Source organism: Photobacterium sp. GB-56, assembly GCF_003026105.1.
Classification (GTDB): domain Bacteria; phylum Pseudomonadota; class Gammaproteobacteria; order Enterobacterales; family Vibrionaceae; genus Photobacterium.
On record NZ_PYNW01000003.1, the window covers coordinates 274,470 to 300,059 of the forward strand.

Annotated in this window: 30 protein-coding genes; 14 read left to right on the forward strand and 16 right to left on the reverse strand. The window is 37.6% G+C overall.

Going from position 1 to position 25,590, the window contains the following annotated elements; translation table 11 throughout:
• The first annotated feature begins 607 nt into the window (after positions 1-607).
• The gene (locus C9J42_RS05720) at positions 608-997 is read left to right on the forward strand and encodes a hypothetical protein (RefSeq protein WP_107301760.1); all 390 of its coding nucleotides are present in this window, start codon (positions 608-610) and stop codon (positions 995-997) included.
• Positions 998-1,066: 69 nt separating this feature from the next.
• On the opposite strand, the gene C9J42_RS05725 is transcribed toward C9J42_RS05720, so the two are convergent.
• From C9J42_RS05725 to C9J42_RS05745, 5 genes are read right to left on the reverse strand one after another with little or no spacing between them, the layout of a single operon-like run.
• Positions 1,067-1,813: an ABC transporter ATP-binding protein gene (locus tag C9J42_RS05725; protein ID WP_233220726.1), complete on the reverse strand. Its 747-nt coding sequence runs from the start codon at positions 1,811-1,813 to the stop codon at positions 1,067-1,069.
• 1 nt (position 1,814) lies between these two features.
• Positions 1,815-3,089, reverse strand: coding sequence for an ABC transporter permease (locus C9J42_RS05730; RefSeq protein ID WP_107301762.1), 1,275 nt, complete (start codon positions 3,087-3,089; stop codon positions 1,815-1,817).
• A 2-nt stretch (positions 3,090-3,091) separates the two neighbouring features.
• Positions 3,092-4,306: an ABC transporter permease gene (locus C9J42_RS05735; RefSeq protein WP_107301763.1), complete on the reverse strand. Its 1,215-nt coding sequence runs from the start codon at positions 4,304-4,306 to the stop codon at positions 3,092-3,094.
• Positions 4,303-5,577, reverse strand: coding sequence for a TolC family protein (locus C9J42_RS05740; RefSeq protein WP_107301764.1), 1,275 nt, complete (start codon positions 5,575-5,577; stop codon positions 4,303-4,305). Before C9J42_RS05740 ends, C9J42_RS05735 begins: the two co-directional genes overlap by 4 nt.
• The gene (locus C9J42_RS05745) at positions 5,577-6,707 is read right to left on the reverse strand and encodes an efflux RND transporter periplasmic adaptor subunit (RefSeq protein WP_107207546.1); all 1,131 of its coding nucleotides are present in this window, start codon (positions 6,705-6,707) and stop codon (positions 5,577-5,579) included. The genes C9J42_RS05740 and C9J42_RS05745 overlap by 1 nt, the downstream gene beginning before the upstream one ends.
• Positions 6,708-7,282: 575 nt before the next feature.
• Between C9J42_RS05745 and C9J42_RS05750 the strand changes: the two genes are divergently transcribed.
• The 3 genes from C9J42_RS05750 to C9J42_RS05760 all read left to right on the forward strand — a co-directional run bounded on the left by C9J42_RS05750 (position 7,283) and on the right by C9J42_RS05760 (position 10,985).
• Positions 7,283-7,921, forward strand: a complete 639-nt coding sequence (locus C9J42_RS05750; RefSeq protein ID WP_107207547.1) for a 2OG-Fe dioxygenase family protein — start codon at positions 7,283-7,285, stop codon at positions 7,919-7,921.
• Positions 7,899-9,137: a cysteine desulfurase-like protein gene (locus tag C9J42_RS05755; protein WP_107291150.1), complete on the forward strand. Its 1,239-nt coding sequence runs from the start codon at positions 7,899-7,901 to the stop codon at positions 9,135-9,137. Before C9J42_RS05750 ends, C9J42_RS05755 begins: the two co-directional genes overlap by 23 nt.
• Positions 9,138-9,548: 411 nt before the next feature.
• Entirely contained in the window at positions 9,549-10,985 is a 1,437-nt protein-coding gene (locus C9J42_RS05760) for a glyceraldehyde-3-phosphate dehydrogenase (protein WP_107246146.1), read from the forward strand.
• A gap of 221 nt (positions 10,986-11,206) precedes the next feature.
• On the opposite strand, the gene C9J42_RS05765 is transcribed toward C9J42_RS05760, so the two are convergent.
• The gene (locus C9J42_RS05765) at positions 11,207-11,458 is read right to left on the reverse strand and encodes a hypothetical protein (protein ID WP_233220727.1); all 252 of its coding nucleotides are present in this window, start codon (positions 11,456-11,458) and stop codon (positions 11,207-11,209) included.
• Between the two features lie 236 nt (positions 11,459-11,694).
• Between C9J42_RS05765 and C9J42_RS05770 the strand changes: the two genes are divergently transcribed.
• The 4 genes from C9J42_RS05770 to C9J42_RS05785 all read left to right on the forward strand — a co-directional run bounded on the left by C9J42_RS05770 (position 11,695) and on the right by C9J42_RS05785 (position 13,963).
• Complete coding sequence (locus C9J42_RS05770) at positions 11,695-11,895, forward strand: hypothetical protein (RefSeq protein WP_107301766.1); 201 nt, start codon at positions 11,695-11,697, stop codon at positions 11,893-11,895.
• Between the two features lie 117 nt (positions 11,896-12,012).
• On the forward strand, positions 12,013-12,864 hold the full coding sequence (locus C9J42_RS05775) for a DMT family transporter (RefSeq protein WP_107301767.1): 852 nt from the start codon (positions 12,013-12,015) through the stop codon (positions 12,862-12,864).
• 287 nt (positions 12,865-13,151) lie between these two features.
• Positions 13,152-13,451 carry a hypothetical protein gene (locus tag C9J42_RS21700; RefSeq protein WP_233220728.1) on the forward strand — a complete coding sequence of 100 codons (300 nt, stop codon included), beginning with the start codon at positions 13,152-13,154 and terminating at the stop codon, positions 13,449-13,451.
• Between the two features lie 29 nt (positions 13,452-13,480).
• Complete coding sequence (locus tag C9J42_RS05785) at positions 13,481-13,963, forward strand: rod shape-determining protein (protein ID WP_107301769.1); 483 nt, start codon at positions 13,481-13,483, stop codon at positions 13,961-13,963.
• Positions 13,964-13,965: 2 nt separating this feature from the next.
• Here C9J42_RS05785 and C9J42_RS05790 read toward each other — a convergent pair whose 3' ends face one another.
• The 4 genes from C9J42_RS05790 to C9J42_RS05805 all read right to left on the reverse strand — a co-directional run bounded on the left by C9J42_RS05790 (position 13,966) and on the right by C9J42_RS05805 (position 16,294).
• Positions 13,966-14,652 (reverse strand): DNA alkylation repair protein, encoded by a 687-nt coding sequence (locus tag C9J42_RS05790; RefSeq protein WP_304591247.1) that lies wholly within the window; start codon positions 14,650-14,652, stop codon positions 13,966-13,968.
• Positions 14,653-14,663: 11 nt separating this feature from the next.
• A complete protein-coding gene (locus C9J42_RS05795; RefSeq protein ID WP_107301771.1) occupies positions 14,664-15,242 on the reverse strand; it encodes a DJ-1/PfpI family protein in 579 nt (192 codons plus the stop codon).
• 271 nt (positions 15,243-15,513) lie between these two features.
• A complete protein-coding gene (locus tag C9J42_RS05800; protein ID WP_107207556.1) occupies positions 15,514-15,831 on the reverse strand; it encodes a fumarate hydratase in 318 nt (105 codons plus the stop codon).
• A gap of 229 nt (positions 15,832-16,060) precedes the next feature.
• Positions 16,061-16,294, reverse strand: a complete 234-nt coding sequence (locus C9J42_RS05805; protein ID WP_233217779.1) for a hypothetical protein — start codon at positions 16,292-16,294, stop codon at positions 16,061-16,063.
• Positions 16,295-16,399: 105 nt separating this feature from the next.
• Between C9J42_RS05805 and C9J42_RS05810 the strand changes: the two genes are divergently transcribed.
• Positions 16,400-16,657: a type B 50S ribosomal protein L31 gene (locus C9J42_RS05810; protein WP_005365865.1), complete on the forward strand. Its 258-nt coding sequence runs from the start codon at positions 16,400-16,402 to the stop codon at positions 16,655-16,657.
• 2 nt (positions 16,658-16,659) lie between these two features.
• On the forward strand, positions 16,660-16,803 hold the full coding sequence (gene ykgO, locus C9J42_RS05815) for a type B 50S ribosomal protein L36 (RefSeq protein ID WP_023934641.1): 144 nt from the start codon (positions 16,660-16,662) through the stop codon (positions 16,801-16,803).
• Between the two features lie 104 nt (positions 16,804-16,907).
• Here ykgO and C9J42_RS05820 read toward each other — a convergent pair whose 3' ends face one another.
• Positions 16,908-17,183 carry a nitrogenase-stabilizing/protective protein NifW gene (locus tag C9J42_RS05820; RefSeq protein WP_107207557.1) on the reverse strand — a complete coding sequence of 92 codons (276 nt, stop codon included), beginning with the start codon at positions 17,181-17,183 and terminating at the stop codon, positions 16,908-16,910.
• A gap of 148 nt (positions 17,184-17,331) precedes the next feature.
• Between C9J42_RS05820 and C9J42_RS05825 the strand changes: the two genes are divergently transcribed.
• Positions 17,332-17,973 carry a LysE family translocator gene (locus C9J42_RS05825; protein ID WP_107246135.1) on the forward strand — a complete coding sequence of 214 codons (642 nt, stop codon included), beginning with the start codon at positions 17,332-17,334 and terminating at the stop codon, positions 17,971-17,973.
• A 173-nt stretch (positions 17,974-18,146) separates the two neighbouring features.
• On the opposite strand, the gene C9J42_RS05830 is transcribed toward C9J42_RS05825, so the two are convergent.
• The 3 genes from C9J42_RS05830 to C9J42_RS05840 all read right to left on the reverse strand — a co-directional run bounded on the left by C9J42_RS05830 (position 18,147) and on the right by C9J42_RS05840 (position 20,697).
• Positions 18,147-18,623, reverse strand: coding sequence for a DM13 domain-containing protein (locus tag C9J42_RS05830; RefSeq protein ID WP_107287930.1), 477 nt, complete (start codon positions 18,621-18,623; stop codon positions 18,147-18,149).
• Positions 18,624-18,913: 290 nt separating this feature from the next.
• Positions 18,914-19,702, reverse strand: coding sequence for a phosphoribosylglycinamide formyltransferase (locus tag C9J42_RS05835; RefSeq protein WP_107287931.1), 789 nt, complete (start codon positions 19,700-19,702; stop codon positions 18,914-18,916).
• 212 nt (positions 19,703-19,914) lie between these two features.
• Entirely contained in the window at positions 19,915-20,697 is a 783-nt protein-coding gene (locus tag C9J42_RS05840; protein ID WP_107207561.1) for a phosphoribosylglycinamide formyltransferase, read from the reverse strand.
• Positions 20,698-20,976: 279 nt separating this feature from the next.
• On the opposite strand from C9J42_RS05840, the gene C9J42_RS05845 reads away from it, so the two are divergent.
• Positions 20,977-21,309 carry a hypothetical protein gene (locus C9J42_RS05845; protein WP_107207562.1) on the forward strand — a complete coding sequence of 111 codons (333 nt, stop codon included), beginning with the start codon at positions 20,977-20,979 and terminating at the stop codon, positions 21,307-21,309.
• 83 nt (positions 21,310-21,392) lie between these two features.
• Here the strand turns inward: C9J42_RS05845 and C9J42_RS05850 are convergent, their stop codons facing one another.
• Complete coding sequence (locus C9J42_RS05850) at positions 21,393-21,746, reverse strand: HopJ type III effector protein (protein WP_107287932.1); 354 nt, start codon at positions 21,744-21,746, stop codon at positions 21,393-21,395.
• 67 nt (positions 21,747-21,813) lie between these two features.
• Positions 21,814-22,206 carry a DUF2750 domain-containing protein gene (locus C9J42_RS05855; RefSeq protein ID WP_005365846.1) on the reverse strand — a complete coding sequence of 131 codons (393 nt, stop codon included), beginning with the start codon at positions 22,204-22,206 and terminating at the stop codon, positions 21,814-21,816.
• A gap of 164 nt (positions 22,207-22,370) precedes the next feature.
• Between C9J42_RS05855 and C9J42_RS05860 the strand changes: the two genes are divergently transcribed.
• Positions 22,371-23,909 (forward strand): phospholipase D family protein, encoded by a 1,539-nt coding sequence (locus C9J42_RS05860; RefSeq protein ID WP_233219385.1) that lies wholly within the window; start codon positions 22,371-22,373, stop codon positions 23,907-23,909.
• Positions 23,910-24,207: 298 nt separating this feature from the next.
• Positions 24,208-25,551 (forward strand): sigma-54 dependent transcriptional regulator, encoded by a 1,344-nt coding sequence (locus C9J42_RS05865; protein ID WP_107207565.1) that lies wholly within the window; start codon positions 24,208-24,210, stop codon positions 25,549-25,551.
• The last annotated feature ends 39 nt before the right edge of the window (positions 25,552-25,590 follow it).

Here is a 25,590-nt window from a genome sequence, read left to right on the forward strand (position 1 = left end):
GTAATCCTTCAGCATAATCCTTTTTTCTTCTTCCTGAAGTTGTTCCTATGGCTTCCATAACCCGTCATAACATCCTGTTATAACTCTCATCTCTTTCCTTAGAGGTGTCCTTTACTTCTTCTTGAAGTGTCCTTGTGTCATCCTGACCGGTAAATATCCTATTTACCTTTACTACTTCCAGTAGTCTCCATCACAGTCCTTGTTTGATAAACCATCCTAGTTCATCACATCTCATCCTGAGATCACCAACGTCCTTGGTTCCAATCCTGTTCCTGTCGCCAGTTCCCTCTGACACCATTAATAATAGGTAAAAGTAGGAATAGAATATAGATATAGAGAGGGAAATTTTCTTTGTTGTATCGATTAATTATTTGTATGTATTGATCTTATTTGTTTAAAAACAAATGATTATAAAAATCACATGGACACTATATTCAAATTTAAGTGTGATTGTCTTAGTTGTTTGTAAGAGATCTCTTACAAACAACTAAGCAAAAGTGAACATGAGTTTAGCGATAAATGTTTGAGTAGTGTTAAATTTTACTGGATATAAAGTTTCGCTTTTTTGATGTGGTAAAGTTAACCCACATTAAAAGAGGAAAGATACATGAGAAAAACTCTGTTGCTGGTGGGGTTATTAGTTAGTTCACATGCAATGGCAAATGATCAGTCTTTGTTTAACGTATTGGCGAAAATCGTATATGTAGAGCATGGCATGGGTAAAGCGTGGGTTATTGTTGATGATATACATTGCGATACTCATCAGCACGAAATGCAGTGTGATTATAAAGAAGTGACAGAGCAACGCACGATTAAAGAAGAATTAGCCCAACAGTTAGTGGATACGTTACAGCCTTTCATTGGTCTCGATGATATTGATAATAAAAAACTAAAACAGCTTTCTATTAAAAATGCTAAATGTTTAAAGAAATCAGTACAAAAAAGTTCAGGTGAAACAAATGGTGATTATCAATATCAATGTACTATTGAAAAATAAGAAGAAAATACGGTTTAGAACGAAAATTATAAAATAGCGAGCAAAATGCCCGCTATTTTATATTTAAGATTAAATAACTGCCGATGCTAAAGGCGGTTTATAGCCTGTCTTTTTATCAGAAACTATTTGTCCATCTTTGATAGTGATAATGCGTGGCGTTCTTTCCGCTAGGCTGACATCGTGAGTGACGACAATTAAGGTTCTTCCTTGTTGGTGCAAGTCATTAAAAAGTGCTTCAATCTCTGCGCCTGATTTAGAGTCCAATGCACCTGTTGGTTCATCCGCAAGGATAATTTGTGGATCGTTAACCAAAGCCCTCGCAATTGCCACACGTTGCTTTTGACCACCCGATAATTGATTCGGTTTATGGTGAATACGATCGGCGAGTCCTACTTGGGCTAATAAATCTGCCGCTTTTGCTCGACGTTCTTTTGTTTTTACGCCTCGGTACACGAGAGGTAGCGCAACATTATCTAATGCAATGGCATATTCTAATAAGTTAAAACTTTGAAAAACAAAACCAATTTTGTGGTTTCTGATTTTTGCAAGTTGGTGGCTTGTCATTGATGATACATCGTTATTATCCAGCAAATATTCGCCAGATGTCGGCTTATCTAAACAACCTAGCATGTTCATCAGGGTAGATTTACCAGAGCCTGAAGGGCCAAGTATTGATAAAAACTCACCAGAATGAATAGTGAGAGAGACATTATCTAATGCTTTAACTAAATTATTTTCTTCGCCATAGAACTTACAAATATGATTAAGCTCAACTAAAGCTGTGTGTGCCGGGGAGGTACCCAATGTATTTGTCATTTTATTCACTTTGTAATGCCTCTAATGGCGTAATACTTGCGGCTTTATTCGCAGGGAACCAAGCTGCAAGAATACCAACCAGAATTAATGCAGAAATTACGATTAACATAACGGACAGTGACAACTCAGGTTTAGGGCTGCCCAAGCGAGCATAAAAACCCGAATCTGAAATAGGGATTGCGTCAATGATGCTGACAAGGCCTAGCGTCATTAATAACCCGATAAAACCACCCATAGCCATCGTCATCATAGCTTGCACAATATAATGTAAACGAATATGGCTAGGCGTTGCTCCTACTGCCATCCGAACCCCAATATCACGTGTTGCGCGTTTTACACTGGCGTACATGACATTTGCAATACCTATTCCCGCAACGCCTAATGTTACAAAGCCAATAATGCCTAAGAAACTCTGTAGCCCGAGTAAAAATGAACGCATGGTTTCTTGCTGTAGCAGCATGTCATCCGTTTGAATTAACTGTTCATCAGCAATATCCGCGTTGTATTTTCGTGCAATTACTTGCCGTATAGTTTTGGCCAATTGTTCACGGTTGGCGTTGGGTTGAGGTTCTACATTAATACCTTGGATTGGAGAATTGGGATAAAAGCGTTGCCATGTCGCCAACGGCACCAATATGCTGTATTCAGAGGAAGACCCCGACTCAATGTTACGATCATCTTTTAGTACACCAATTACGGTGAAATCTTCATCACCAATTTTAAATTGTTTACCAACAGGATCGCTGTCGAGTTTTACGTCTTTATCCCAGCTAAACGCAGCTTTGTTAAATAATAGCGCTGCTGTTGTTTTCCCTAAAATAGCGACTTTTCGCTGTTCTTTTGTATCAAGAGGGTTAAACCAGCGGCTACCTGCCATTAATGTTAAATCATTGAGTTTTTTATAATTGTTTTCAACCGCAAGCGGAAACATAAAGGCTTGGCGATCTTTATAATGCGCACTTTCTTCCCATGTTGCGGTTGCTGAAACCATTTTTACTGTTGGTAATGCTTTAATAAGCTTTTGATCTTCAATGGCTAAATCAAGTGATTTTCCTTTGTAAAAATTACCATAATTAATGGATGCGACACCGGTTGATACATAAATGAGATTGCCGTTTCCACTGGTTGAACTGCGAATTAACCCTTGGCGTAAACCCTCACCAGCTGCGAGCATGGTACTAATACAGACTGTCGACCAAACAATGGCAAGAAAAGTAAGACTTAAGCGAAGTTTCTCGGCTGACATTTCATGGAAAATTTGTTTAACAGGAAACATTGTTAGGCCCTCGCACTTAATGCTATCACTGGCGTTAAGTGTGCAGCCCTACGTGCTGGAAAAAATGCAGCTAATAAGGCAAGTACTGCTGTGATCATGAGTGTTAAAACGATAGATGTTGACGTCATTACTGGGTGACCGAGCCAATCGGGTAATGAGAGAAGATTTAAGCTTTGAATGATGATGGCAGAAACGGCAATACCGGTGATAGCTCCCACTGTCACCAATACAGCACCTTCTACCATAAACTGCATCAAAATATGAGTAGGGGTCGCACCAATGGCAAGCCTTACGCCTATTTCGCGGGTTCTTTCTGCTACAGATAAAAACATGATATTAGCAACACCTAATGCACCTACCGCGAGTGTCATTGCACCGCTAGCGCCTAAAAATAGCTGGATACCTCGTAACAGACTGGTGTAGAAATCGGCAAAGCGGCTGTAATCTGGCATTCGTATAGCCTGTTTGTCTTTAGGATCAAATTGGTACTGTTTAGCGAAAAAGCTTTGCATTGCTGTACGTAATGCCATGCCTGAAATATCTTTCTCTGGTTGCACTAACAGATCGGTAGGATTACTTAGCCATAAGTCATTAAATGTTGTACTTGGAATTAAGGCGGCACGTTTAATTCTGGTAAGCCCGCTACTTTCTGTCTTTTTTGAAATACCGATCACTTGAAACGGCACACCATTGATGTTGATGTTGTCGTTCAAACGAATGTTTCCGCGTTTCGCGAGACGCCAGCCTATAATGGCAATACGAGTATGGTTGGCTAAATCACTCGGTGATATTTTACGAGAGCCTAGCACTAAACGTGTGTTATTAAGCGCCAGAAAGTGATTATCAATACCAAAGACATTCCCTTTTAATTGAGTGCCGTCAATATCGGTGACTTGTGCTTTGGCATTCGAATATAAAATAGAGACTTGTTTTATTTGAGGCACCTCAGACAAAGCACTTAGCTGCTTTTCCGTTGTCGTGATCTTTCTTCTCGCAGGGTATCCTTGCCACGGTTTGCTCGTTTGTGCAAAAGAGACTTTCTGTGTATCGCTCATCAGCATAGAAAAAGATTTTAAGTTTTCACGATAAAACCCTTCGCCTAATGCGACTAAGACTAAAACTGAAACAATCCCCCAGACTATCGCAATAATGGCCAATGCACTTCTCAACCTATGGGTAAGCAGTGTTTGAACGGTTTGGCTAAGCAGTGTGATCATGGCATTAAGGCCTGAGAAAGCTGAGTAATTGTTTGGTCATTGAGTTGACCTGTTAGCTTTAGCAATTCAATTCGGTTTAACCAGTATTGATAGAGAAGTTGCTGTAAGTCTTCTTTACTTTGATATACCGTATCTTGAACGTTGATAACGTCTAATGCTGTTGTACCATCAGCGCCAGAATTAAATAAAATTTCTTTAGTTTTAAGTGCTTTTTCATCGGACTTGACTTTTTCTACGCCCATTTCAACGCGTTTCCAATCCAGATCAAGTTGGTTAAAGCGTGTTTTCACATTATTTTCGAGATTAAGTTCGACTTTTCTTAATTGCTGTTTAGCTATTTGTAACTCGAGCTTAGATTGTGAAACTTTGGTTTTAATCGCGCCATTAAGATCAATCGGCACTGAAACACCAAGGTTTGCACTCATCCCTTCGCTATTATTGTCAAAGTTATTACTGTAGCCAACAGAGCCGTTAACAGTAGGGTAGTATCCCGCTTGTGCTTGATCTACCGCGAGTTGCTGACGTTTTACATTTTGTTTCGCAATCAATAATTCAGGGCTGTTATCTTTTGCTTTGTTTAACCATGCTTTTTCATCATTGACGGCCAGTGCTGGTTGGTGAAGATTTTGGCTGTCGATTTCATTGACGCGATCAGGTGTTTGATTGATCACGATAGCGAGTTCAGACTGTTTTTCAACGAGATCTGATTGTCGTTGCAATACAGTGGTCTCAGTGCCAATGACATGCGCTTTAGCATCGTCAATTCCTGTTGACATAATCAATCCGGATTTGTAGCGCTGTTCTGTCAGTGAGAGAAGTTGTTGACTATCTTTACGTTGTTGCTCTGCAATGGTGAGCGAACGTTGAGCTTGTGCTAAAGCGAAATAAGCTTGGATAAGCTCTTCTGCCAGTGTGTTTTTCGCTTGCGTAATCGCGATTTTTGCAATAACTACATCTACTTGTGATTGATTCAATGCAGCCCAGTTTTGACTATTCCAAATCGATTGATTAAGTGAAATATTGTAGCCATTACTGTTGCCACCATCTTTAGTCCAGCCCGTTGTTGCACTCCCTTGAAGGCTAGGAAGTAATGCACTTTTGCTTAGTGATACACCGTATTGACTCTGACTTTCTTCAAGCTGTTTAATACGGTAATCAGGATTGGTTTGTTTTGCCGCTTTCCATGCTTGATCAATCGTTAATGCGAAGCTTTGAGTGCATACCAAACCCAGTGAAAGACTCAATAGTGTGTTACGCCATAAAGCTGTCATTATAAGCCCTCGACCATGCTAGCATCGATGATACTTTGTTTAGGTTTAATGCCTGATAAGACTTCAACATTAATACCGTCTGATAAGCCTAGCTTCACGGGAATCTCTTTATAGCCTTTCGTTGAGTCATCGGCGATAAGTACAAAAGGATCATTACCTTTAAAATGCAGAGCGCGTTCAGGTACCGTCATTACGTCTGTCGCTTTTTTCAATGTGATATGTGCAGTAGCCGTAAAGCCTGAGCGTAAAGTAATATCTTTAGGAAACTGAATGTCACTGACTTCAACCGCAAAACCATTGTCAAAGCTTTGTGCTTGTTGATTATTATTACTATCGTTGTTTAGTTTTTCTGATTGCACCGCAACTTTCGTGAGTTTTCCCGCTATTTTTAGATCAGGATAAGGCGCAAGGGTTAATTCAACAGGCATTCCCTCTGTTAGTTGGGCTGCATCATGCTCACTCACCGAACCTTTAAAGATGATATTTTTCATATCAGCCATGGTCATAATTTCTGTTGCTGCTTGGTTTGATTCCGTTGAAGTGATCGGTTCACCGACATCGACTTTGACATCTAATACCGTACCGTTAATCGGCGCATAAATAATAGAGGTGAGTTTGGTGGAGCCTGCATCTGATTCGCCTTTACTCATTAGATCAGATTCTTGTTGTTTTTGTTTTAACTCAGCGGTTCTCGATTTCACATCTGCTTGTGCTTGAATATAGGCATCGAAATTAGCGGGAATAATTTTTTGTGCCGCTAAACGTTTTAAATTCGCTAATTTTATTTTGGCTGATTCCAAATCGGCTTTGCTTTTTAATAAGTCAGCATTAACACGAGTCAGATCTTGCGGTGTAGGGTTTGGACGAAGCTTTATAACGGGAGAGCCTGCCTCTACTTTGTCACCTAGATTGACATAAATTTTATCTACTATCCCTTCTATTTGAGATTTAATCTTTACCGCTTGAGCTGGCATGATTTGTCCTACCGCAATGGCTTGTTTCTCAATCGTCGCATTTTTAGCAGTCAGCATGGTGAAATGGTGTTCATCAGAAGAGGGAGCTTTAACTGCATAAATACCTAAGGCAGCAATAGCACTTAGGGTTGCAACGACAATCCAGCGTTTTTTCATAGTAATACTCTAACGGTGTAAATCGAAAAAAGGAATCTAAGTAAGACAACTATGAATAGCAGAATTCATAATTACAATGGTTAAATTTTAAATAGATATAAATTAAAAGTGTTATTTAACTGTCAAGTTATTTTTAGAGCAATAAAAAGGAAAACGATTGTTAACTAGAAAAGAACACATTGTCATTTAGCGGCAGGAGCAATATGTATAAATAGGCGTTAACCTTCCTATCAACTGATTATATTGTGCTTAGTTCTGAATTTAATTTTTTATTGTGATTATTTTACGTATAGGTTTATGTATTCACAGCTGATGATGGAATATTTTCTCCGGCTTATTAAAATATTGACATAACCGAATAAATGTAACCTGCCTTCTTTTTTTTTGATAATTAATGGATTAAACCACTGATTCTCTGTCTTGTATTAGATTAATGTTTTAATTTTATTCTTTTCTGGATTTAGGTTTTGGAATTTATGTTCTTTTTGGCTTATTTGATTGAAATTAAACACTTTAGCAATATATTATAATGTTAGTTAACGAGTTATTAACATGGATAGAGGCGAGGGTGTTTAATGGAGATAGAAAATAAATTCTTAATCGAAGCTTTCCAAGTACCGTCAAAGGTAGCAGCGAAAGTTGCTCCATTCTTTGACTTGCTCCCCCCTGACAAGTACATCAACAGCGATCATCGATTTCGTGCTTACGCGCGTTTTCAGTTTGAAAATGGAAGCATCATTAAACTTCCCCATTCAAAATTTAAACAGTCATCTCAAGTTAACCGGGTGCTCGGTGACGTTGAGCGAGACTTTTCTGATATATCACAAGACATGGTAAATACCGTTGAATTTCAGCATCTTTTGAAATCATTTATGGAACGCACAGGGGCTATAGATGATCACTCAGTTGTGGATGTTCACCAAATTCGTGTTACTTGCGACCATGATGCTGCAAGTGCACCTGCGCCAGAAGGAATACACCAAGATGGCTTTCGGTATGTTGGTATTTTCTGTGTTCAAAGAAAAAATATCTCAGGCGGATATACGCAAATCTTTGCTTCTCCAGTAGAGCAGCATCCACATATGAATACAGTGCTTGAAGAAAACCAATTTGTAATACTCAATGACGAACGCTTTTATCATTACATATCTGAAACATTATCCAATATTGAAGGGCAAAAAGGAGTAAGAGATGTCTTCGTCTTTACCGCTTAGTCAGCATGTAGATCTTCTACGTAAACAATTTCCAGCGTTAAATTGTGAGGTTGATGGTCGTCAAGCTATCTATTTTGATGGTCCAGGAGGTGCACAACAACCGCTTAGCGTGATAGAGAGTTATGGTAATTATCTTAAGCAGGGTAATACTAACCTCGGCGGTCATTTTTCTGTCAGTCGTAAAACGGTAGAGCTTGTCGATACATGTCGTGAGAAAGCGGCAGCACTTTTTGGCGCAGAGAAAAAAGAAGAAATTATCTTTGGGGCTAATATGACCTCGATGACTTTCCATTTTAGCCGTGCGATAAGTAACGATTGGAAAGAAGGTGATGAGATCATACTGAGTACTGCAGATCATGGTTCAAATCGCTCATCATGGGCGATGGCTGCTCAAGATAAAGGGGTAAAAGTTCATTATATTCCTATCTTGGATAATACTTGCCAACTTGACCTTGAAGCGTTTGAACGCCTACTAAATGATAAAACCCGACTTATTGCTGTGACTGCAGCGAGTAATCTTTCGGGTACGTTAGTCGATATTGAGAAAATAACCCGTCTTGGTAAAGCAAATGGCAGTGTCGTTTATATTGATGCCGTGCATCTTTTACCCCATAAAATCATTAACGTTGCTTCTTTAGGCGCTGACTTTGTTGCAGGCTCTGCCTACAAGTTCTTCGGCCCTCACCTTGGTGTCTTGTACGGTCGCCAACAGGCGTTAGAGTATTACTCTCCTTATAAGGTGGAGCCAGCCCCTTCATACTCACCGAATTGCTGGGAAACAGGAACGCTAAATTTTGAGGCGTTATCGGCATTCTCTTCGACAATTGATTACTTAGCGTCTTTAGGCCACGGAAGGTGTTTACGAGAACAATTAGAGAGTGGTTATGAGAACATTGGAAATTACGAGAACTTTCTCGCGAGCAAGTTCCTGACACGTTTGAAAGACTACCCTTCAATTGAATTGTTTGGCGAGCCTAGTATTAGTAATAGAACGGCAACGTTTGCACTGCGCTTTGGTGAGTTGAACCCAACAGAGGTAGCCGCTCATTTAGGAGAGCAGGAGATTTACACCTGGAGTGGTCATCTTTACGCTGATATGTTGACAGATGCACTTAAAATAACAAAAAAGGGTGGGATCTTACGTGTCGGTTTAATGCATTATAATACCGAAGAAGAAATCGAACGTTTTTTCAATGCCCTTGATCAGATACTTTAACGATTGAGTAATTTTTAATGAGAGGCCTTACTTTTCAATGTGTAATGTCTTCGTGTTATTGATACTTGATTGGGTTGCGATTTAATTATCTGTAAATTAAATAAGTTAAAAATGGGGGATGAAACATTCCCATTTTTAATGTGTCGCAGCCTTATTGACGCCATGTGTAACGATTTAAGCTCTCCATTGCTTTTACTCGTTATCAATCATGAGTGACACTTATTTTTCCTAGCTGAACAGCTAATCTCATCTTAAACGCAATCATATAAAAACTACAGCTTGAAATGCTGTGCTTTCGAGTCTTTAAAGTGGCACTAAAGACCATGACTTGAAATGCACTCTTAATGCTAAGTGGCTCCCCTACAATCGCCATGAAAGCAAAAACTTAACGTGAAAAGGTCCTGAGAAAAAATGAGTCCAGAAAAGCACTTCCGAGAATGGCAAACGAGTCAAACTTACGCCGAATCTATTGCTCCTGTTTTAGGCCAACTGTACCGTCAAAAAGGTGTTGAAGTTATACTTTTTGGTAAAACATTAGTTAATGCGACAACAATCGACATCATCAAAGCTCACCGTGTTGCCAAGCGTTACATTGGTTGTTCACTTACAGTTGAACAAACGCAACCAATTATTCAGCATCTTATTAAGATGGATTTGTCACCTTGTCGTATTGATGTCGGGCGCCTCGCATATACATTTTGGGAGAGTAATGTAGATACACATGGGCTGGATGATTTCTTGCAAACAGCATTGAAAGATTCACTTGAAGATGATCCAATGACAGAGCCTCGTGATGTGGTGCTGTATGGTTTTGGTCGTATAGGTCGTTTATTAACTCGATTATTAGTTGAAAAGAGTGGGCCCGGTTATCCATTAAGATTACGTGCTATTGTGGTGCGGGGTGGAAAAGACGGTGACTTAGAAAAACGCGCCAGTTTATTACGTCGAGACTCTGTGCATGGTCAGTTTAATGGCAGTATAGTCATCGATCATGAACGTAAAGTCATCATTGTGAATGGTAACTACATTCAAGTGATTTATGCCAATAAACCGCAAGATGTCGATTACTCCACTTTCGGTATTAAGGACGCCTTAGTTGTTGATAATACAGGTGTGTGGCGCGATACTGAAGGGCTTAGCCAGCACCTTGTTTGTAGAGGTGCCAAAAAGGTGTTGTTGACCGCCCCAGGTAAAGGAGAAATAAAGAACGTTGTATTCGGTGTAAATGAAGATGTTATTGACCGTGAAGACACGATAATTTCTGCTGCAAGTTGCACGACAAATGCGATTACTCCGGTATTAAAGGCAGTACATGATAAGTTTGGTGTATTGTTTGGTCATATTGAAACAGTACATTCATTTACTAATGACCAAAATCTGATAGATAATTTCCACACCGGAGATCGTCGTGGCCGTGCTGCTTCATTGAACATGGTGCTGACATCAACCGGTGCTGCTAAAGCAGTGGCAAAAGCCATGCCTGAAATGGCAGGTAAATTAACAGGCAACGCGATTCGTGTTCCAACCCCAAATGTATCAATGGCGGTAATGAATCTTCAATTAGAGCAAAGTACCGATAAAGAAGCGTTGAACGCTTATTTACGAGAAATGGCGCTCTCTTCAACGTTATCTGCACAAATTGATTTTACTGACTCGACAGAAGTTGTCTCGACAGATTTAGTTGGTTCGCGTTATTCGGGAGTGGTTGATGGTGTTGCGACCATTGCACAAGATAATCGTGCCGTTTTGTATATTTGGTATGACAATGAGTTTGGTTATAGCTGTCAGGTTGTGCATTGCATGGAGCAGATGATGGGAGTGCGTTATAAAACATATCCTTACGTTTAATGAATAGTTTTCTTAAGTCGATCTTAAAATAATAAAGATACCAGTAAAAATATAATGGTTTCACTTGCCTCTTTTTATGAAGAGGATTGCCACTTAGCGCTACTCCCCATAGTTCTGAGTGGCTTTTATTGACGAAAGAAAACAGTGAAACAACGCTTTATCGATAAAATCTGGATGAATAAAGCGCTGCGAGTCTTACATAGATAATTGCACCTAATGATTTATAACCCCATGTATGCCATGAGTTCATTCTTGATACGATTATATTCTCGATTCGTTACTTTTTGTGCTTGATAGTCGGTAGATTCTGCCAGCCCATCTTCTGCGACTTCAATTTCTAGAAAAGGTAGCTCATTGCTATTGGTCATTAGATACAAAGCACGATTACCATCAATTTTATAGTCAAGATCAAAAGCAACAATTGTTTCCATATTGATATAGACAGTATTTATTTTAAGCGCCTTTTTCATCATCTCACCCCTTTAAAATCAATATTTAAGCATTGAGATAAGCATATTCTTGATAATTTATTCTGTCTTTATTGAGTTATGCAAACATACGTTTTGTAATTGCATAATCGTCGATAACGAAAATGGTAATGGTTTTTTTTGTTACATGAAGATGTGTCGTACTTCGCCTTTATTTGTATTGGAAAAGAAAGACAAGATAAGAAGTTATAAGATGAGGAATTTATTATTAAGTTGAATTAATGCAAAAATTTAATATAAGTCGAATTAACACTGATTTTGGAATATTTAACGTTATCGGCACTTACAATAAAAAATGTAAAGAGTTACAGATAAGTCAGTTATATCAGATGGGGACTGATGGTTGGTTTGAAATGGATATTAATAGGGCTCCATCTGTTGTTGAAAAATTAGAGCCTTTAATAATAAACCACATGAATTAAAGGGCGTTATATTGCTTTATAGTTGGTGCGTATTATTTATATCTGATTTGGGGTTATGGACTTGGTTTAGACTTTTAAATCATTAATATCAGAAGTATTAAAAAAGGGTTAGCAGTGATGCTGTCAATATTATGGATGATGGGTGCACTTTGCTCGTTTTGTTTAATTGCTATTGGTGCAAGAGAGTTATCTGGTGATATCACTACCGCGCAGTTAATGGCACTGCGTAGTATAATTGGATTAGGTATTATTAGCGCGATTATCTTATATTATCGAGATAAATATTTATTTCAGACGCAACGCTTGCGGTTACACGTATTTCGCAATGTATTCCACTTTGCAGGTCAATATGGCTGGTTATTAGGGTTAACATTATTACCCTTGGCAGAAGTTTTTGCTATTGAGTTTACCGTACCTATTTGGACTGCAATTATTGCCACATTGTTCTTAAATGAACGCTTTACCTCAAAGCGTTTTTTTTCTTTAGTGCTAGGTTTTACTGGGGTAGTGATTATTGTTCAGCCCGGTATTAAAATCATTAATAGTGCTTCGTTAATCGTGCTAGGGGCGGCGATGTGTTATGCCGTATCTCATGCTTCAACTAAATCGCTTTCTACTTCAGATAAGCCGTTAACTATTTTGTTTTTCATGTGTTTAGTACAACTTCCGTTTGGGTTAATACTGGCTTACCAAGGTTGGCAATCACCCAATATCTTTGCCTGGGGTTGGATTGTTTTAGTGTCTGTTTCAGCACTATTAGCCCATTTCTGTATGACCAAAGCCATGCAATCTGCCGATGTAACCTTAGTGGTTATGATGGACTTTTTACGCTTGCCATTAATTGCGTTCGTAGGTTTTTATGTTTATGAAGAAGGGATTGATTGGACTCTTTTCTTAGGTGCCAGTTTTATGCTGGTGGGTAATTTAATGAATGTAAGTTCACCTAGAAAAGAAATGGTGAATAGCTAATGTTGTCGTTATTCGTATCATTGGGATATTACCTATTTCTTATTTTCAGTGGGTTATTATTTCTGGTTTTGACGCCGTCTACATTGGTGTATGCAGATGCTTATAAGATGTTGTTAATGATGACAATATGTTCCTGTATTATTCTTTTTTTGCTGTTCGTTTATTTTCTTGTCACGCATGATACCTTTAGAAAAATCGTTTTTACTCGTATCACAAGTAAAGGAAATAAGATTTTCAGTATTGCACCCGTATTTTGTTTTTTTGTCCTTGCACCACTATTGATTTATATGTTTTATATAAAAATGATCCCTAGTGTAATTTCTGCCCTTCCTATTAATATTGCGTACCAAACTGTTGTTATTAAAGATCTTTCACAAGATAGAAACATGGATTGGTGTATTGAGCCAGAAGAGTTTACACAATTTATGAATAATAGTATTTGTGATATTCCCTCTGAAGTCGCGAGTAAATTATCATTGAATGATCGCGTCATTTTAGTGGGGAGAAAAAACGATCTTAGTTTTGGCTATTATGCGATGATCGTGACGAAACCTGAATTAGACACTCCCATTAAGCATCACTTTTAGCTGCGTGGATTTAAGGATAGAGCAAGGCAATGTCGTTTTTACAAAAATTCAAACGCGATCTTTTGGTTGAGTTGAGTGTTAAGCAGTTATCTGTTGAGGTATTTGGGGCGGGTGAAAGGGTGGCTTTATCTCCTTATATTGCGATTGAAGGTAAGAAAAAGAATGTACTAGCGGTAGGAGATAACGCAAAACATTTATCAGGTTCAAATATTACAGTAATTAATCCGTTTGATCATAAACGCTCGTTTGTCGGTGATTTTGCATGTGCAGAAAAGCTGCTGCAATATGCTGTCCGTGAAGTATTAGGTCACAACAAGTTTGTGTTAAGCCCACGTATTGTGATGCATCAATTGGAAAAAGTAGACGGTGGTCTCACTGATATTGAAGAGCGAGTGTTAAAAGAACTGGCGATGGGAGCTGGAGCAAGGGAGGTCTTAGTACATCATAACCAGGCTCGCATTAATGCTCAGAAAACCTCTTATGTAGCGTTTAAAAAACAATTGAGCTCGTAGTCTTACAGTGCCATTAATTTTTGTTGCGTGGTTTTATCCAGCTTTTCTAATGCATAGCGAAAAGCCGTACGGGTCATCGCGCTGCGGTGCTGAATTAAGTATTTAATCACAGTTTCAGGTTCGTGTTTAGACAGTACTTTTAGCATCCAACCGTATCCTTTTTGCACCAAGTAGTGCTCATCATTCTGGAGTAAATTCGCCACGGTTAATGGGAATAAGTCGCTGTAGTCCTTTTTGTTCATTGGATAAATCAGGATCACTGCCGTAGCGCGGCGAACAGCAAAGTTATCATGGTTTACCCACGGCAAAATTTTAGGAAATAGTGATTTATACTTCAGTAGCAATTCACCAAAAGCATGGGTACAAAAATCATCACAATCGTTCCAGTCAGTTACGTAAGTAAATAACCAATGTTGGAAGGTTGTAAAGGTTTCAGGAGTATATTGCTTCTTCATTTTAAATGCCCAATCGTAAGCAATAATACTACAAGCCCAATCACGCTGTTTTAGCAATGTTTCACACACTGATAAAGTTGAATCAATATCTTGTATTTCTAATTGTTTAAAAAGCGCAGCAGAAAGGGCCCGAACCTGACTGGTTTTTATCGCTTTGGCGGGATAGCCTATTTCTGAAAGGGCATCTTTAACGGTTGATATGATCGTCATGGCGTCCTGCTTGTTGGCATTTATTGTAAATCATTTTAAGGGTATTGTTGCCAATGGTATTCCATTTGATGTGCCACTTGTTCTGCAAGCACTAAGCTGTGTAATTTTGATACGAGGTATAAGCTCATATCTATCCCTGCTGATATACCTCCGGATGTTATATATTTTCCATCACAAACCCATCTCTTGTTATCTATGACATTTAGATCAGGGAAGGTTTCGATTAAAGTTGGAATGTCTTCCCAATGGGTGGTAACAAACAACTGAGTAAACAACTGGGCTTTCGCCAGTAAAAAAACGCCAGTACAAACAGAAACAACGTGTGTTGCTGATGAATCAATATGCTTTATCCATGCTAATACTTCTGCTTTATTCATTTCTTCAGTGTGAATACCACCGACAACAATGAGAACATCTATATGCGGGTGATCATTAAAGCTGTAATGTGGCAGAACTTGGAAACCGCCTCGTGCAGTCACTGGAGCGGACGTTTCAGCAATGAGAAATATATCCCAATCTTTTGCATGTAAGCGCTTAGCGGTACTAAAAACTTCAAAAGGCCCAGAAAAGTCGAGAACTTCTGCATTGTCGTAAATATAAATACCTATATTCATTTTTGCTCCATGCATGAATGAACTTAAATGAGAAAGGAACAGATATAACGTTTAGTAGGGCTATCATATCGCGCAACATTACTGGAGGTAAGAGAGAAGATTGTGATGAGTGATACATTTTTGAATGTTTTAATAAAACAATGAATGACTCTGTTATTGAGTGGTTATTTGTAACGAAGTATTGGGATAGCTGAATTAGAATAATTAATGAAGTGTTAGCATAATCGAAATCATTATTTTTAACACTTCATGCTCGGTACTTAATCAGTATTTAGTTAGTGACTTGACCAATAAAAATAAATACAGCAATAACCGTTGGCATATAAGCGTATTTGAGAATTTGTTTTAATTTAAAGCTTGTTAAACGTGGTGCAAAGAGACTAAATAAAATGCTTACGTTACATAGCAGAAAAAGTCCGTATGTTTTAATGGTAACGTCGTGTGTTTTTAATAACTTAATTTGTGCGAGGATTAATACCACATTAAGAATGATGCTAAAGATGCGTGCAATATTAAACTGTGCAAGTTGCATATCATTCGTTGAATTATCTCGCTCAGTTTTATCAACAGTGTCTACTGGTTGGTTCATGAATGTACATTCCTGAATGATGATGTTTAAAAGGGCAAAAAAGCCCAACAATGGCATGATAATCAGCCATATTATTTCGATATTTTAACTAAAGAGAAAATTTGTGACACCCCTAATTATAGCTAATTTTGCAATATCAGGTTGGAAAATTAATCGCTATTACATTGGTTATTCAGATTAATGTTTAAGTTTCTCTTTTTCTGTGTTTTTTATGTTAATCATGAAGCTGTTAAAGTGCGTCATTAATGGTATTCAAAAGGTTGTAAAAGAGGCAGCGAAGAAAAAGTTCTTCTAATAATGGATTCGCAAAATCAGATTCTTTTCTATACCAAGTCGCAAGGCTTAAACTTGATTGAATGTAATTAGCAACAAGATCATGTTCTAACCCATTCTCATTTTGATGAATAAGAAAGAGATCTTCTGCTTTATAAAATGATCGGTATAAAAAAGTGGTTTCAGTCATTATCCGCATCTCGATATGAATCTTACTGATAACTATTATCATCTTTGTTGATCTTGCTTATTGTTATGTTATAACATAACCAAAAGGCAGCGAGGGAGAGTAATAATGAAAGAAGGTATACACCCAGAATATCGAACGGTGGCTTTTCATGACACAGGTGCAGATAAGTACATAATGGTTGGTTCAACAATACAAACGTCAAGAACGGTTGAACTAGAGGGAGAAACATATCCTTATGTTACGTTAGATGTTTCTATGCACTCTCATCCGTTTTACACTGGTAAGCAGAAGATGACGAAACGTGATGGGCGTGTTGCTCGATTTAATAAACAGTTTGCGATGACAGGGCTAAAAGGGGAATAACGATGCAGGTATTAAGCTCATTAAAAAGTGCAAAGCAGCGAAGTAAGGATTGCCAAGTCGTTAAGCGCCGTGGACGCCTTTATGTTATTTGTAAATCAAATCCAAGATTTAAAGCAGTACAAGGCAAGGTAAAGAAGAAAAAGTAAGATAGCAATAGTGAAAGGATGAATCCCAACCGGCTAGGTATCATCATATTAAAATAATATATTGCATATGAAGCCCATTACAAACGTGATGGGCTTTTTGTTTATTATCGACGTTGACAACTGGTACATCCGCGACAAGCTTGTCTTGTTGATTTATCTAATAATGAACGTTGTACACGACAGTAAGCATTTTTCAATGCTCGGCGGCCTGAAAACCAATCATCAGGCTTTTCCATGATCAAATAACCACCAAAGCGCTTTACTAACGCCTCACGATTGGCATTGATAAATTGGCTGTCGTAGCTAATCTCAAAGTAATCAAGTGCCTGCTCTATAGCAGTGAAATCTTTAATAGTTGTGAGAATATCTGGTTTGGTCATGGTGTTGTCTCTATTTATTGAAAGCGTAAGGTAGCACAAAGGGAAGTAAGGTATTTTGATTTTGATCTGTATATTAGGTTGTTAATAAATTGTTTGTTTTTTAATTGTTTTTAACTATTGTGGAGAGTGAAAAGAAAAGGAGACTGAAATGGAATTATTTACGACCTACCTAACAGAATTAATAGCCGTTGTTACTATCACGGTTTTAACCATTATTACACCGGGACCTGACTTTCTGATTGTGGTTAGAAATAGTCTCGTTCATTCAACGCGTTCTGGTATTCTCACTGCATTAGGTGTTGCTGCTGCGATTTGGGTACATATTTTTTATACCTTAGCAGGGATTGGCGTATTGCTTTCTCAATCTATTGTTCTCTTTTCTATCGTTAAATACCTTGGTGCGGCCTATCTGCTTTATATTGGTTATAAAAGTCTAAAAAGCACAGCGAAGACAACATTAGAGAATAGTGATCTTAAAAAGAAGGATGTTAGTGCTATTGCAGCTTTTAAAATGGGTTTTTTAAACAATATGTTAAACCCTAAAGCAACGTTATTCTTCTTGAGTTTATTCACTCAGTTAGTTAGTGCGTCGACACCTATCGCTATTCAAATTACCTATGGTGCGATTGTGTCATTTACCTGTTTTGTTTGGTTTTCTCTGGTCGCAATTTTCTTAAACCGCAGTTACATTAAAAATGCTTTCTTATCAGCTCAGCAGTATATTGAAAAAGTCATGGGTGTGGTGTTAATGGCATTAGGCGCGAAGGTTGCTTTATCTAGCTCTAATTAATCTTATGATTTATTGATAGTAAAAAGCGATCTAACGATCGCTTTTTTGTTCGTATTAAAAATAAAAGCTCAGCAAGTGTTAGTTAAAAATAATATTTGGAGTGGAGGATATTAAGACTATTGTATTCAACCCATAAGAGGTTATTCGCGTCTAAAGTGTAGCTGTGTTCAATCTTATTGGTATTTAGCTGAAGTAATAAATTGACCAAAAGATTCACACCACACGATCACTGTATCGTATTCAGTGATATTAATGTTCTGAGGCACATTGACAACGAAATTATCAAAGGTTTTCACGTTTCCTACCAACACCATATTGGCTTTTTCTTGGTTAAATTCTGTTTCGGTTTCTACAAATTTAGGTGATAGGTATAGTTTATAATCAGGCCCTGGTGTGAGTTTTCCCATTAAGGTTATTTTTGTTGGTGAGATTGAAACTTTACCTTCGCCCCAATGGAGAAAGTCGCTACCAGCTAATCCTTTTGTGAACTCACCAGAATACTGGGCTTGCTTCGAAATGCGAGAGACTTCAGATTGTGTTGGTGCCGTTGGCGCAGTCAAAATAGGCAGTAAATAGATCCCTAGGGCAACACCGAATGCACCGGCAAGTAAGTGAGTGATAAGAAGTGTAATTGTCTTTTTGATAGTCATAAGTCTACCTGCGTTTAAACAATAGGTTTTTATAGGTATTGCTTAAAAATATTATAAATTCAAATTCTTAATGCTTTATTTCTAATAAATATACAAAAAGCCCATTACGAACTATCGTGATGGGCTTTACTTATTGTTATCGGTTAGCCAATGACAAATTACACACATAGAGTTATGTGTTGCTGTTTGTTTTTAAAGGTAGCGCTTTTGAATGATTAAAAATCTGCGATTCAAGTGATAAATACAAAAACGCCCTAGTGAGTAGGGCGTTGAAGTGAATAGAAAGTGAGTTAGACGGCAATGCTGTTAGGTTGTAAGTATTGCTGCCAAGCGGCTTGGTATAAATGTAATGACTCTTGACGTAGTTTTTTAATTTTTTTCTCTTCAAACTCTGTCAGGGGGCGTTTTTGATGCAGAGCTAAACGTTCAATTTTCTGAATTTGTTCGTAAATATCATGCTCTTTACCATTTTTCACATCAGAAATATCTTTTAAGTGAAGTTGTACTTCGGCAATGATTTTACTTTGTGGCAGTTCAACTAATACATTCAAATCACGGTAACCAGAAGCTGTTGGTTTTTTAAAGCGGTTTTTAACACCTACAATGGTCGCTTCTTTGCTTAGTAGTTCAAAAGATTGCACTAACGATGAAACATCGTTAGCAACGAGAGAAGCACGCGCGATATCCGTAATTTTATTCGTTTGACCATTTAGCTCTGTTTCAATTTTATGTTGTGCGCGTGCCATTGACTTAACGGCAGGAACTAATACTTCAGTTGATGAAACTAGGCTAATGCTACGCATAAGATGTGCTAATTCAACTTGTGCTTGAGTTGATGCTTGGTACAAGGTAGTAAAGTCATCATACGGTTGTGCAATGTTATTATTTTTCCAAGATTGAATGCTATATAAACCACTTAAATCACGTTGAAATGACTTCCGGCTTGCTTGAGATAAACGGGTTGGTGATGGTTGGTCAGAGATTGTGTATGCAGGCGCAACAGCGGGTGCTGCAACCACAGAACGGCTAAGCATACAGAACAGAATAAAGCTTGTACGTAGAACAGATTTTACATCCATTAAGCAACTCCCAACGATATTGTCCTTCAATATCAAACACACAAAAAGAGTATTTAAAAGTGTTGTGTAGTTTGTCGGCGCTTGGTTTTACTTTCTGATCTGATGTTAGCAATATAGCCTGAATGGGAGGTAAACTCTGTGTCAATATTCATAAAACGATAAAAAAACCGCATAAAAATGCGGTTCTGATCACATTGTTGTATGTTGTTTTATTAGCTGGCTAGATTGAAATGCTGAGTATAAGCTTGCCACGCTTTTGCATATAGTGCCTGGGATTTTTCCTGTAAGCGTTTGATTTGCATTTTTTCAATATCATCTAGCGCTCGACGTTTAATTATCGAAATACGCTCGATGTTTTGAATGGCTTCATAGATATCATGCTCTTCACCATTTTTAATTTCTGCAATGGCTTCAAGGTGTAGTTGAATTTCAGCGATAAGCCCACTATTGCTTAACCGAATTAACACTTTGATATCGCGATAGCCAGATACTGCAGGGGAATCAAAACGGTTCTTCACTCTAACAATATCGCTATATTGAGCTAGGTAGTAATAAGCTTTCACTAAATCGCTAATGTTTGTTGCGACAACACTTCCTCGTACAACATCGGTTAGCTTATTTACGTTACCGAGTAACTCTGTGGCTATTTTCTTCTCAGCACGTTTTTGGTTTTTAATTCCAGGTAAAAAAGCCTGAGAATGGCTAGCGAGTGCGGCGGATTCTAATAGCATATTTAGCTCTTGTTGAGCTGGGTACGCGTGCTGGTATAACTTCTCTAACTGATTATAAGGCTGTGTAATATTATGCTGACGCCAGCTAGGAATTTGCTGTAGCTCTTTGATAGAATGCGGTGAATTGAATAATACACTCGTTTTATTAATGAGCTTAAAATTATGACTATTTTTTGAATGTTGAAACATCGCATCAGCAATTGTGTCATTGCTAACCGCAGAAGGTAGTAGACGATGAGTACGAGCGACAGTGTGAACAACCATTTTTTACTCCTTTAGCACAGCGCACTAGCAAATGGCAGCTAAGTCTGTGATTTATTCCTGAACGTCCTGTTCTGGCGCTAAAGATAATACTTTATTTTGAAAAGTGGTAATAAAAATGTTTATTTTTTTTAACGATAATCCAACATTGTGAGAAGGGTCATAAAACCATACTTATTGAGAGGTTAATTATACTTTCAATGAGGGGGATAAGTTACTTTTGTTGTTTGAAGTTTGTTCAATGTGAAATTTTATAGTGTTTAATCGTAGGGATAGTAAGTAATGCAGGAAAATCTATTAATTGGCTTTATCGTTATTTGGGTTGCACTGGTTGTGGGTAGTGTAATGATATTTCAACGCGGTAAGGATGTAGCAAAAAAGCGTAAATTATGGCCAATTTATACCGTGTTTAGTAACGTCGTGATTGGCGGGTTCATTATTTATATGCAACCACCAACGGTATGGTTAGTTGCGATTCTAGTGTTATTGGTGCCATTAACATTGTTGACTATTCGTTCTACCAAGTTTTGTGATAGCTGTGGGCAGGCAACTCGCTCACCATTTTTTATGAAGCCGCCGCAGAAATGTAGTCATTGTAATAAGCCGTTAAGTTAATTTTTCAATTATTATATTAAGCAAGCCATCATCGTATTGTTCTAAGTTGATAGAGAGTAATTATCGTGATGGCTTGTTTGTGATTAAGCTTTAGCTGTTAACGGGAATGTATCAAACTGAATGCCAGACCAACCGTATTTAATAAAATGACGAATATTTTGGTGGTCGTTGTTTTCAGGATGTTCTAACACATCTTGACGGTAATATTGACCAAAACAAGCTAGCGTTTCTTGTTCTGATAGTTGATTTAATTGCGCAAAAGCAAAAATCTTGCATGAACCTTCATTTGTTCCTACATCATTCTTTAACGTATCGTCTTTTAAACCATTGTAAAATGTGGTGGCTTGGTAATCGTAATGTTCAGTGATCACTGCCATAACGTGTGCAAATTCAACGATGGTTGGATTTTGTTTAATGGTTTGAAGTAGTGCGTCCATTTACGTTTTTCTCCTATAAAAAAGGCCAGAATAACTCTGACCTTAGTATTGTAAATTCGTCCAGCGATTAACGCTGTTTTTTTGCTTGGTTCTTTAGCTCGTAATCTAACTCGTCAGGGTAGATCACTAAACCCTCTTGATCTTGAATTGGAAATACAACGATTGCCAGTTCGTCATCTTCAAGGCCATGTGTCCAACGGCTATGCCATTTGTTTAATGAAATAGCTTCTGCTTTACAATTATCCCACTCACCAGTTGCCCATGCTTCTGCAAACTCTTTATTTGGCCATACTGGTACACAGTCTTCATCGTCGGTATTAAGCATTACACAACCGTGTTCATCGATAAGGATCCAAATTTCACGGTTAGCGACAACTTCTTTAACTAAATGCTTGTAACGCTTTTCGGCATCAAAACCTTGGATTGTTTCAATTGCTGTTGCATCTAATGGCGTAGACATGGGTGTATTACCTTGGTAGTTATGTCGATTGATTGTAAGAATAAATCAAAATAGAACAGAGATCTTGTTTTATCCTACTGATTATTACAATTTTATGGGGTTTTATTAAGTTCTCATGCAAGATGAAATAATAAAGGGATTTATCTATATAGCACAAGGAGCCTGTGTTGTTTACTTACCGTTCTATTGCAACCACTGTGTCATTATCATTACTACTCTCTGGGTGTAATTGGGTTTATTGGGATGAAGATTTTGAGAGCTATCATGATCTTTCGTCATCGAATCCTTACCCGTTTCATCAAGTTGATATTTATCAGCCGGATAGCGGTGTAGGGCGCAATGACATAACAGTACTTAATAGCGGTATTGCAGCATTACAAACCCGTATTGATATGATCCGACGTGCTCATAAAACGATAGAGGTGGAATACTTTATTTTCTCGCCCGATATGAGTGGGAAAATAATCGTGCAAGAATTAGTGTCAGCAGCAAAGCGAGGAGTAAAAGTACGGGTATTAATTGATAAGTCTGCCACCGTATTTGAGTTTGATGAATACTACGCCGATGGTTTGAAAGATCATGGTATTGATGTTCGTTATTATAATGCCGCACCGCTGTATTATATTTCTACGATAAACTTTCGTAATCATCGTAAATTGTTGGTGGTTGATGGTAAAGAAGCGGTAACGGGTGGACGAAATATCGAAAATGATTATTTTGATCTTTCAGAACAATATAACTTTCTTGATCGCGATCTGCATGTATCAGGGTCTATTGTTAAAGCGATGCAAGATTCTTTTAATGCGTTTTTTGAACATGATATCAGTGAACGTTATCACTCTCCTGAAGTACCTAACAATCGTATTGAATTGCAAAAATACGAGCGTAAACAGGAAGCCGTTCAAGCCTTTCTTGCTCACACAGAAATTGAAGAGGCGACAAGAGCAAGAATAGAAGCCATCGCAAGACCGATTTTAATGGAGAAAAAGACGTATTTATGTCCTGAAACGACATTTACTTCAGACGCACCAGGAGGATCATTCTGGACGCGATTTAAAGATCCGTATAGTGATAATTATCGTTTTTTACGTAAAACTATTTTCGATAAAGTGATGACAGTCGATAACAGTTTAATATTGGCCTCTCCTTATTTACTGAATAATCGAAAATCAGAGCATTTAATGCAAATATTACTCGATAAAAATATCGATATGACGTTATACACCAATTCTTTATCCTCAACCGATGCCACTTATGTAGCGGCACAACTCTATAGTCATGTTTATGATTGGCAAGCTAAGGGAATGCATATCTATCTCCATGCTGGCGAATGGCTAAATGAAACGGCATCAGTGAGTAAAGCGGTGGAAAATGCACGGTGGGGAATGCATTCCAAAACACAAATTTATAAACGCAATGGTGATGCTCAAAATGAAGTGATGGTGGGGACGTACAATATTGATAACCGTTCTAATCACTATAATACTGAAATGGGACTTTTTTGTCGTGGCAACGATCAGCTTGTCGCTGAAATTGAGGAGAGTATTCGTTCACGAGCAAAGAATGGATACCAAATCGTAGGGAATGAACAGGCAATAGATAGTCAAAATAACCCAGTTAATGTTTATGGATCTGGTGAGCCTGATACAACAAAAATGAAATTTATGTGGTTGCCGTCATGGCTGTTTAATTTCTTATTATAATAAGAATGTAAATATAGTTATACAATACAACATAATTAATTAGATATTTAAAATGGATTTATCTCTTGTATTTATTTGTCAAAAAAAGAATCAGATAAAAATATAACATCATAAAAACAGTTATAATTAATAAATAAGATGATGAATTAGATATAATAATGTATTTTTTGCATTTTGGTATGCAAAATAAATAGTATATATTTTATTTATTTAGCGGTATTAATACGAGGCATATTATTCATTTGTTGCCTATATTATAAAAAAGAGGGGAATCAACGATATTATAAAGGTGGCTTCAATGCTAGCACAGTGTGATAAGAAAACGTTCAAAGCTAAACTCGTTGCTATTGGCTGTACTTATGAACCTTGGATTGCGTTATTAGAACAAACTGGATGGAAAACACATTGTTGTTATGACCTTCGTACTGCTGATGCCATCTTGGAAGAATATAGTCCTTGCATTTGTATTGTCGATCTTAGTAATAATGATTTTAGTTTAAATAGCATTTCTTTAAGGGCAAATAAAACCAAGCAAGTAAAATGGATTGCTGTAATTAAGAAAGAACAGCTTGGTATGGATGCTATTTGTCAATTTATAAATAATTATTGTGTTGATTATTTTTCAATTCCCATTCCATCGACGCATCTATTGGAAACTGTCGGCCATCAATTAGGCATGTTAGAAATTGAATCTAATTCTTGGACAGATGCTCAGCAAGATGTCGGTTTATTTGGTGAATCTAAATCAATTAAGCATTTGAGAGATATGGTTCGGCGTGTTGCAATGACAGACGTTAATATTTTTATTAGCGGTGAGCAAGGAACCGGAAAAGATCTTATTGCGAATTCTATCCATAATTTAAGTAAACGAAGAAATGACAGTTTTACTATGATCAATTGCGCATCAGTTATGGACGATGATGAGCAAATAGCCTTTTTAAATTCAGACGGTGAACATGTATCTGAAAACACGATAAAAGCGGGTACGGTTTTACTTAATGGTATTGAAGAACTGTCTAAAAACTTGCAACAGAAGCTTCTCGCTTATTTACAAAAACCGACTAATGACTCTTTAGAAGATACCAGAGAGTGTGATGTTCGTGTTATTGCCTGCTCTAGTGCTAATTTAGAACAAGCAATTGCGAATGAAACATTCAGTAAAGAGTTATTTTACCGACTTAATGTTTTCCATATTTCAGTACCAACGTTACGTGAAAGAGGTGCTGATATTATTGCTTTAGCTGAATATTTCTTACATAAGTATTCAAGCGAATATAACACCATTGCAACTCAGTATAATGAAGAAGCAAAGCAGTTACTTCTCCGTTATAACTGGCCGGGTAATGTACGAGAGCTAATAAATCAAGTTAAACGCGTTTCGTTATTAACAGATGGTAATGAAGTGGGTGTTGAACACTTCGACTTACCTAAGAAAATTAATATGAAGCAAAGTTTACGTAATATTAAAGATGAGGCAGAAAAAGACGTACTGGTTGCTGTATTAGAAACTCACCGTGGTCAAGTAGCATCAGCTGCAAAAGATCTTGGTGTTTCAAGAGCAACAATGTACCGCTTGTTGAATAAACATAATATTGTGCCTGATGTACGTTACTACAATGGCTCCAATTACGCGACAGAATAAAATTTGATGAACAATACCCACTTATTTAACACTTTCTCG

What these genes read in the sequence shown, in the direction of transcription:
- C9J42_RS05800 (WP_107207556.1), bottom strand. Translation starts at nt 15,831, where the DNA reads ATGAACCAACCAGTAGACACTGTTGATAAAACTGAGCGAGATAATTCA.
- C9J42_RS05865 (WP_107207565.1), top strand. Translation starts at nt 24,208, where the DNA reads ATGCTAGCACAGTGTGATAAGAAAACGTTCAAAGCTAAACTCGTTGCT.
- C9J42_RS05750 (WP_107207547.1), top strand. Translation starts at nt 7,283, where the DNA reads ATGGAGATAGAAAATAAATTCTTAATCGAAGCTTTCCAAGTACCGTCA.
- C9J42_RS05735 (WP_107301763.1), bottom strand. Translation starts at nt 4,306, where the DNA reads ATGATCACACTGCTTAGCCAAACCGTTCAAACACTGCTTACCCATAGG.
- C9J42_RS05775 (WP_107301767.1), top strand. Translation starts at nt 12,013, where the DNA reads ATGCTGTCAATATTATGGATGATGGGTGCACTTTGCTCGTTTTGTTTA.
- C9J42_RS05820 (WP_107207557.1), bottom strand. Translation starts at nt 17,183, where the DNA reads ATGACCAAACCAGATATTCTCACAACTATTAAAGATTTCACTGCTATA.
- C9J42_RS05770 (WP_107301766.1), top strand. Translation starts at nt 11,695, where the DNA reads ATGCAAAAATTTAATATAAGTCGAATTAACACTGATTTTGGAATATTT.
- C9J42_RS05805 (WP_233217779.1), bottom strand. Translation starts at nt 16,294, where the DNA reads ATGACTGAAACCACTTTTTTATACCGATCATTTTATAAAGCAGAAGAT.
- C9J42_RS05745 (WP_107207546.1), bottom strand. Translation starts at nt 6,707, where the DNA reads ATGAAAAAACGCTGGATTGTCGTTGCAACCCTAAGTGCTATTGCTGCC.
- C9J42_RS05830 (WP_107287930.1), bottom strand. Translation starts at nt 18,623, where the DNA reads ATGACTATCAAAAAGACAATTACACTTCTTATCACTCACTTACTTGCC.
- C9J42_RS05840 (WP_107207561.1), bottom strand. Translation starts at nt 20,697, where the DNA reads ATGGTTGTTCACACTGTCGCTCGTACTCATCGTCTACTACCTTCTGCG.
- C9J42_RS05755 (WP_107291150.1), top strand. Translation starts at nt 7,899, where the DNA reads ATGTCTTCGTCTTTACCGCTTAGTCAGCATGTAGATCTTCTACGTAAA.
- C9J42_RS05855 (WP_005365846.1), bottom strand. Translation starts at nt 22,206, where the DNA reads ATGTCTACGCCATTAGATGCAACAGCAATTGAAACAATCCAAGGTTTT.
- C9J42_RS05850 (WP_107287932.1), bottom strand. Translation starts at nt 21,746, where the DNA reads ATGGACGCACTACTTCAAACCATTAAACAAAATCCAACCATCGTTGAA.
- C9J42_RS05825 (WP_107246135.1), top strand. Translation starts at nt 17,332, where the DNA reads ATGGAATTATTTACGACCTACCTAACAGAATTAATAGCCGTTGTTACT.
- C9J42_RS05725 (WP_233220726.1), bottom strand. Translation starts at nt 1,813, where the DNA reads ATGACAAATACATTGGGTACCTCCCCGGCACACACAGCTTTAGTTGAG.
- C9J42_RS05765 (WP_233220727.1), bottom strand. Translation starts at nt 11,458, where the DNA reads ATGATGAAAAAGGCGCTTAAAATAAATACTGTCTATATCAATATGGAA.
- C9J42_RS05835 (WP_107287931.1), bottom strand. Translation starts at nt 19,702, where the DNA reads ATGGATGTAAAATCTGTTCTACGTACAAGCTTTATTCTGTTCTGTATG.
- C9J42_RS05785 (WP_107301769.1), top strand. Translation starts at nt 13,481, where the DNA reads ATGTCGTTTTTACAAAAATTCAAACGCGATCTTTTGGTTGAGTTGAGT.
- C9J42_RS05740 (WP_107301764.1), bottom strand. Translation starts at nt 5,577, where the DNA reads ATGACAGCTTTATGGCGTAACACACTATTGAGTCTTTCACTGGGTTTG.
- C9J42_RS21700 (WP_233220728.1), top strand. Translation starts at nt 13,152, where the DNA reads ATGTTTTATATAAAAATGATCCCTAGTGTAATTTCTGCCCTTCCTATT.
- C9J42_RS05795 (WP_107301771.1), bottom strand. Translation starts at nt 15,242, where the DNA reads ATGAATATAGGTATTTATATTTACGACAATGCAGAAGTTCTCGACTTT.
- C9J42_RS05760 (WP_107246146.1), top strand. Translation starts at nt 9,549, where the DNA reads ATGAGTCCAGAAAAGCACTTCCGAGAATGGCAAACGAGTCAAACTTAC.
- C9J42_RS05810 (WP_005365865.1), top strand. Translation starts at nt 16,400, where the DNA reads ATGAAAGAAGGTATACACCCAGAATATCGAACGGTGGCTTTTCATGAC.
- C9J42_RS05845 (WP_107207562.1), top strand. Translation starts at nt 20,977, where the DNA reads ATGCAGGAAAATCTATTAATTGGCTTTATCGTTATTTGGGTTGCACTG.
- C9J42_RS05730 (WP_107301762.1), bottom strand. Translation starts at nt 3,089, where the DNA reads ATGTTTCCTGTTAAACAAATTTTCCATGAAATGTCAGCCGAGAAACTT.
- ykgO (WP_023934641.1), top strand. Translation starts at nt 16,660, where the DNA reads ATGCAGGTATTAAGCTCATTAAAAAGTGCAAAGCAGCGAAGTAAGGAT.
- C9J42_RS05720 (WP_107301760.1), top strand. Translation starts at nt 608, where the DNA reads ATGAGAAAAACTCTGTTGCTGGTGGGGTTATTAGTTAGTTCACATGCA.